The following is a 6,737-nucleotide window of genomic DNA, read 5'->3' as shown; positions in this document are numbered from 1 at the left end:
TCGGTGGTGTCGGCGAACTTGAACTTCTGCAGCACCAGCGCGAGGGCCAGACGGGCCTCGGTGAGCGCGAACTGCCGGCCGATGCAGGCACGCCGGCCGTTGCCGAACGGCTTGTAGGCGTGCGGGTGGTGCTTGGCGCGGTTCTCCGGCAGCCACCGGTCGATGTCGAACTCCTCCGGCCGGTCCCACGCCTTGGGGTGATTGTGCAGCGGACCCATCAGCAGGTTGGTCTTCGACCCTGCTTTCAGCTCATAGCGGCCGCCGATGACGGTGTCCTGAAGCGGCGCCTTCATGACCATCGGGATGGGAGCCCACAGGCGCAGGGTCTCCTCCAGGATCCGCGGGATCACGTCCAGCTTCATGATCGTGTCGTAGTCCGGGACCATGTCGCCCGGCATCACCCGGTCCACCTCGGCGTAGGCCTGGGCCAGGATGTGCGGGTTGCGCATCAGCGAGTACGTGGCGAACGACAGCAGACCACTGGTCGTCTCGTGACCGGCGATCAGGAACGTCACCACCTGGTCACGCACGTTCTCGTCGTCCAGCGGCTTGCCGGTCTCCGGGTCGATGGCCTCCAGCATCAGACCCAGCAGGTCGCCCTCACCGCTGTTCTTGCCCTCACGGCGCTCCTTGATCACGCTCTCGACCAGGTCCCGCATCACCTGGATGTTCTCGTGGTACTTCTTGTCGTCGTCCTTGCGCAGCGCGGTCATCTCCGGCAGCTCCTGCGAGCGCCGCATCGACTCCACCAGCGCCTCCAGCAGCGCCTGGAGGAAGGGGTGCAGCTCCTCCTTCTCGAAGGAGTTGAACCGGTAACCGAACCCGGACAGGGCGATGGTGTCCAGCGTCAGCCGGGTGTAGTCATCGGTGATGTTGACCGGCCGGCCCTCCTTACGCTCCCACTTGCCCGCCAGGTTCTGGGCGATCTCCATCATCTGCCCGTAATAGTTCTTCATGGCCCGCTGGCTGAAGGCCGGCATGAGGATCCGGTGCGCCATACCCCAGACCTCACCGTCGTCCTCCTCATGGGCCGTGAACAGGCCCGCGCCGGTGTAGTCCCGGACATGCGACAGCGGCGCGTAGATCGGCTTCCCGAAACGGGTCTCGTCACAGACCTCGGTCACCAGGTCCGGGTCGTAGACGAAGACGTTCTCCTGGCCTCCCATGTCCATGCTGAAGATGCCCTCGGGGAAATGCTCGGACTGCTGGGCGAAGAACGCGAGCGGGCTGATGTCCGGGATCTGCGGTGCGGGGTCGAGAAACGGGACCCCTCCCGGGGACCGAAGCAAACGCTCGTCGGTGATGGGTTCCGTGGTCATGGGGTTCTCCTTTGTGTGGGGAGAGGTGAGGGGCAAGGGCACCGGTCGGGTTATGTGGGAACGCCGCTGGTGCAGCGGCATCCCCATGTTTCCGTACGTCGTACGGAACCGCTTCGTCAGTTGTACCGTACGGCGTATGGAAACGCAAAGGAAGACCCCCCGGGGGACCAGGAAGAGGGACGTACCGCCTACCAAGGACGGCATCTACGCCATGGCTCTGCGGCTCATCGACGCCGGCGCGGTCGAGGCGCTCACGATGCGCAAACTCGCGGCACGCCGCACACGACCTGTCGGCCATCCGCGTCGTCGTCCTCGCGCCCGGCGTCACCATCGACGACGCCCTGCGTGACAGGATCCGCGATGCGATCCGCACCGGCGCCTCACGCGCCATGCCCCCGACGAGATCCTTCCAAACGAGCGCCCGAGCAGGTCCTCAACCCCGCGGCGGTCGGCAACCCCGCCCTCGTCGCCTACTTCGCCCGCCTGGGCGCCGATCGCCGACGGTGGCGCGGCGGCACTCCGTCCGCGGACGACGCGGTGAGGAGCAACATGTGAGGTCGTCGAGATGCCGGCTGTACCGCAGGCCGCGATCAAGGCTGTGACGGCTCCCGCACCCACTGTGGGCGCCCGCCGCTCCCGCGGACAGCTGCCAGAAGACGTGCCGACTTCGACCGCAGCCGACCGACCGTCAGCCGTTCAGGGCGCCGAGGAATTCCAGGAGCGCCGCGTTCACCTCGCCGGGGCGTTCCTCGGCGATCCAGTGGCCGCAGCCGGGCAGGATGTGCGCCGGTCCGACGGTCGGGTGGAGCGTGGGCAGGGCGGGGAGGAGTTGGTCCATCCCCGGGAACCCGTAGACCAGGTCCCGATCGCCGGTGAGGTAGCGGCCGGGCATCGGGTACTGCGCGCCGTCCCATGGGGCGGTCAGCTGCCAATTGCGGTCGAAGTTGCGGTACCAGTTGAGGGCGCTGGTGAACCCGGCTTCGGTGAACTCCGTCGCGAGTGTGTCGATGTCGGCCTCGGTGAGCCAGGCGGGAAGTTCCTCAGGGTCCTCGAAGAGGTCCAGGAATCCCTTGCCCGGTGGGACGAGCGGCTCGACCGGCGGGTCGCTGTGCGGGTTGTCGCCGCAGAGGCCGTACATCACGCGCCGGATGGTGGCGTGCGGGTCCTTCGCGAGCTCGGCGTCCGCGACGCCGGGGGTCTGGAAGTAGTTCCAGTAGAACTGGCCGCCGAACAGCTCGCGCATCGCCTGCAGCGGAGGAACCGGACCGCGCTGCGGCGGCGGGACGCTGAGGCCCACGACCCCCCGGACGACGTCGGGCCGCATCAGCGCGGTGGACCAGGCGACCATGCCGCCGAGGTCGTGGCCGACGACCACGGCCTGCTGTGCGCCGAGTTCGCGGATCAGGCCGATGACGTCGCCGACCAGGTGCAGGATGGTGTATTCCTCAACCGCGGCGGGCCGGTCGCTGCGGGCGTAACCGCGCTGGTCAACGGCGACGACGTGGTATCCGGCCCCGGCCAGGGGCGTGAACTGGTGGCGCCAGTTGTACCAGCATTCGGGAAAGCCGTGGAGCAGGAGAACCAGGGGTCCTTCACCCGCCTCCGCGATGTGCAGCCGACGCCCTCCAACCGTGACGGTGCGGTGCTCGACCATGGTCACACACCCCTTCCAGGTGGTTGGTCCGTAACCCACGCTACTCACGGATCACACCGACAGCCGAGTGATCGCCGGCCGTGGTCGCGGGGCCGTTGCTCGGTTTGACGCGCACCGCCACACCCGGCAGGCATCGCATTCCCACGACCAGGCTGTGACCCGGCCGGCAGCGGAAGGGGCGGCGCCGCCGCCGGCAGGTGCCCAGTCGCTGGTGCTCTCGGTGCCCAAGCGGCCCTACGGGGGCTCGCCGGGCCACCGATTCATGGCACACCACCGAAGGGTGAGTCTGCCCTTCTCGTCCCCACCACACCCACCGGCCGCAGGCCGCGATGGAGAGCCGGGGGTGCCGGTGGTCGTGCCCTTGTTCAGCGGTCTGACGATGCCTCCGGAGCGGCGGCACCCCTTGGGCCATGCGTTCACCATGCGTTCACGGCATGGGGACAAGACATGCCGGCTCCAGGGCCCCCGATTCGCACTTCGGGACAAAAGGGCGTAATAATGATAAAAACCTCATCTATGAGGCATTTGTCCTACGAGGAGCTCGTCCATGCCTGCAGTTCTGATCCACGGCGTCCCCGACACCCACCGTGTGTGGGACGGCGTGCGCCGGCACCTGAGCCGGAGTGACGTCGAGGCCTGGGACCTGCCCGGCTTCGGCGCACTGCGGCCGCAGGGCTTCGGCTCCACCAAAGAGGAGTACGTGGATTGGCTCATCGATCGGCTGGAGCAAGTCGGCGAGCCGGTGGACCTGGTCGGCCATGACTGGGGCTGCATTCTCACCGCGCGCGTCGCTTCGATACGGCCGGACCTGGTTCGCACGTGGGCCGGCAGTAGCGCTCCGGTCAGCGCTCAGTACGGCTGGCATCCACTGGCCAAGATCTGGCAGGACCCGGTCGAAGGGGACCGGTTCATGAACGAGCTTGACCCAGCGTCCTTCGCCAAGGACCTGAGCAAACTCGATGTCCCGGCTGACGTGGCCGAGGAAATGGCCCGCCGCGTGGATGCGTCGATGAGGGACAGCATCCTCAAGCTGTACCGCTCCGCCGTGACGGTGGGCGCGGAGTGGGAACCGGCACTGGCGAACGTGTCCGCGCCGTCCCTGGTCCTCTGGGGGACGCTCGACCCGGCCTGTCCGATCGCGTTCGCCGATGAACTCGGCGCGGCTGTGCGAGCGTCCCGGGTCGTCAAGCTCGACTGCAGCCACTGGACGTTGATCCAGAAGCCGGCCGAGGTCGCCGCAGCCCTTGAGGCGCACTGGAATGCCTGAGGGAACAGCGCGAACTCACCGCGCGCCGCCGAGCCGCGGGGCTGCGCGGGAACCCGGCCGCATCCGAGCCGAGCTGGACGCGGCCGAGCGGGAATGACAGGTGTGGGCGATCGCCCACAGGCGGGTCGATTCGGTGCCGGCTCGAGGGCCGGCATTGGCCGGAACGAACCACAAGGGGCCCGCCGTCCTGCGCCGCAGTGGTCCCTTGTGGCCTGTCGTGTCGCCGTTGAAAGCGACCGTATCCGGGCCCCCCGCACTCGGACATCCACTGCCGGGCGTGGTCCGGGTGAAACGGACTGCCAGGAGGAGCTGGTGGCTGTCCCACTGCCCCACTGGCTCCTCCATGTCCGGAGTTTCTTGTCCTGCCCCCTGACGCCGGGCGTGGCGGGAGCGCCTCGTTGACGTGCCGGGCACGTCGGCGTCGCCAGCCCCTCATGCCGGGCGCCATCCATCAGCCGTCGAGGATGGCTGCCGCAGCCTGCACTGCTCACGAGCAACGTTCGCAATCAAGAAGATCTCGACTTCGTTGATTGCGTGTGGTGCCTCGGTATGCCGTGACGGCCGTTCTCGAACACTGCGCAGGTTCCAGTCGGGTGATCCAGTTCGCCACGCGGGGCGTCGGCTTCCGGTGCGACGCCCGGGTTCCTGCGCCGCGTCGCCGCCATCACGAGCGAGAGGTGAGCCTCTCCCGTGTCTGGTGGCGCCGCGATCGATTTTCCATACAACGTATGGCATCATCGAAAGGGAGGTTCCGTACGATGTATGGAACCTGGGGGGTTGCCGCATCGGCAACCTCTCTCGCGCCCGGTGGCGCTGTGCAGAGCCGGCTGACGCTCGTGAAGGAGAGCGACCCCCGCCGCTGCATCGAACAATCCCAGTGAATTGCACTAGTGATCTTTGCGTCCGTCACACTGACGGATTGCTTTGAATAGAAGGAGAAACCTGTGAGTTACCTCGCGAAGCGCGTGTCTGTCGCCATCGCCTCCCTGGCGGTGGCCGGCGGAGCCGTTCTTGGTGCTGGGGGTACTGCGTCGGCTGCGACGTCGACGTCAGGGCACGTCCAGCGCCCCGCCGTCGGTGTCGAGGCCAACGACCACCGCTGGAGCGGCGACGACCGCGGGGGCCGTGACGACGGCCGTTGGGTCCGTTACGACGACGACCGCTGGGACTGTGACGACGACCGCTGGGACCGTCGCGACGACGACCGCTGGGACCGTCGCGACGACGACCGCTGGGTTTGTGACGACGACGACCGGGACCGTGACCACGACCGCCGGGACCGTGACCGCGACGACCGGGACCGTGACCGCGACGACCGGGACCGTGACCACGACCGCCGGGACGGTCACAACGACAACCGCCGGGACGGTCACAGCGACGACCGCCGGGACGGTCACAGCGACGACCGCCGGGACGGTCACAACGACGACCGCCGGGACCGCGACAAGGCGAGCCAGCACCACGACCGGTAGAGCTCCGGTCGCTGATACGAAGGTCGCCGTGATCCGGCAACCGACGTTGGTCGCATCCCTGTGATGCTCCCGGCCGTCAGTGGTGGCTTCGCCTGCTGCTGACGGCCGGGCACCCTCTCGACGGCAGGAGATGTAGCTCCTGCCGTCGAGAGGGTGCCCGTCCGACACCGGTCGGTCCCCGTAGTACCCGCTTCTCTGTTCAGGGCCCCCTTGATAAGCCCTCGGTATGACTCGAGGCACCAGGAGTAAAGACCAATGAAGTCGTTGAGAACCGTGATTCAGGGGTTGCAAGTGCATTTTATCGTCCCGCATGAGATGTCCTTGCCTGTGAGCATGAGGCTGCGGTACGAACCCAGTGATCCCTATGTCGTCCGTGCCTCATTCACCGCTGTCGAAAGCGACGAGACGGTGGAATGGATCATTGGACGTGATCTTCTGATCGACGGGCTGGAAGGCCCCGCCGGCGAAGGGGACATAAGCATATGGCCCGCCGACGGGCCTGATCGCTGCGACTCGTACATCCTTCTCAACCCGCCGGCTGGTACGGCCTTGCTCAAAGCCCGGGCGCAGGAAATCAAGACGTTCCTGCAGGAAACGGAGGCCCTGGTGCCCAGGGGAGCCGAGCTCGGGCACACCGACCTGGACGCTTCGCTGGCGCACTTCCTCGCCGAAGGATGAAGTCGGCCCAGCTGCCACTCATCAAGAGGCCGGGTCGCTCGACGTCCCCGCCTCACCGAGTCCTGATAGCGTGCCCACCCTGAGATGAATTGGTGCTTTTGTCGATGGCTGCTGCCGATCAGATTGCGTCCTCATCGATTTCTGCTGCGGGCTTCCTCTCGGTCTGCGCTTTGCTCTTCACCATCGCCTCGTTCTGGTGGCTCAACGCCAGACAGGGGTGCTTGAGGTCGTGGGAGCCTCATTCCTTTGCGGCGATTGCCTCCGGCTCCGTGGTTCGCCTGCGGCTTCCGCTCGTCGTGCACAACACCGGTGTCAAGCCGATAGTCGTGCAGGATCTCAGGCTGAGC

General features: G+C 67.0%; 6 protein-coding genes. 3 read left to right on the top strand and 3 right to left on the bottom strand.

Annotated elements, in window-relative coordinates; all coding sequences use genetic code 11:
- Both ACX28W_RS43455 and ACX28W_RS43450 read right to left on the bottom strand, forming a co-directional pair.
- A partial coding sequence (locus tag ACX28W_RS43455; protein ID WP_459005615.1) for a cytochrome P450 occupies positions 1-1,319 on the bottom strand: 1,319 nt, incomplete at its 3' end.
- 688 nt (positions 1,320-2,007) lie between these two features.
- On the bottom strand, positions 2,008-2,973 hold the full coding sequence (locus tag ACX28W_RS43450; protein ID WP_459005614.1) for an alpha/beta fold hydrolase: 966 nt from the start codon (positions 2,971-2,973) through the stop codon (positions 2,008-2,010).
- Positions 2,974-3,520: 547 nt separating this feature from the next.
- Between ACX28W_RS43450 and ACX28W_RS43445 the strand changes: the two genes are divergently transcribed.
- On the top strand, positions 3,521-4,240 hold the full coding sequence (locus ACX28W_RS43445; RefSeq protein ID WP_459005613.1) for an alpha/beta fold hydrolase: 720 nt from the start codon (positions 3,521-3,523) through the stop codon (positions 4,238-4,240).
- Positions 4,241-5,289: 1,049 nt separating this feature from the next.
- On the opposite strand, the gene ACX28W_RS43440 is transcribed toward ACX28W_RS43445, so the two are convergent.
- A complete protein-coding gene (locus tag ACX28W_RS43440; protein WP_459005612.1) occupies positions 5,290-5,880 on the bottom strand; it encodes a hypothetical protein in 591 nt (196 codons plus the stop codon).
- Positions 5,881-5,967: 87 nt separating this feature from the next.
- Here ACX28W_RS43440 and ACX28W_RS43435 point away from each other — a divergent pair, with 87 nt between their 5' ends.
- Entirely contained in the window at positions 5,968-6,390 is a 423-nt protein-coding gene (locus ACX28W_RS43435) for an SsgA family sporulation/cell division regulator (protein ID WP_459005611.1), read from the top strand.
- 104 nt (positions 6,391-6,494) lie between these two features.
- Positions 6,495-6,737, top strand: a 243-nt coding sequence (locus ACX28W_RS43430) for a hypothetical protein (RefSeq protein WP_459005610.1), incomplete at its 3' end; no start/stop codon positions are given.

It is taken from the genome of Streptomyces sp. SD15, assembly GCF_054462255.1.
This window is presented reverse-complemented; position numbering and strand designations above follow the sequence as displayed.

Excerpts from the sequence above, each read along its gene's own strand:
- ACX28W_RS43450 (WP_459005614.1), bottom strand. The coding sequence starts at position 2,973 with ATGGTCGAGCACCGCACCGTCACGGTTGGAGGGCGTCGGCTGCACATC.
- ACX28W_RS43445 (WP_459005613.1), top strand. The coding sequence starts at position 3,521 with ATGCCTGCAGTTCTGATCCACGGCGTCCCCGACACCCACCGTGTGTGG.
- ACX28W_RS43435 (WP_459005611.1), top strand. The coding sequence starts at position 5,968 with ATGAAGTCGTTGAGAACCGTGATTCAGGGGTTGCAAGTGCATTTTATC.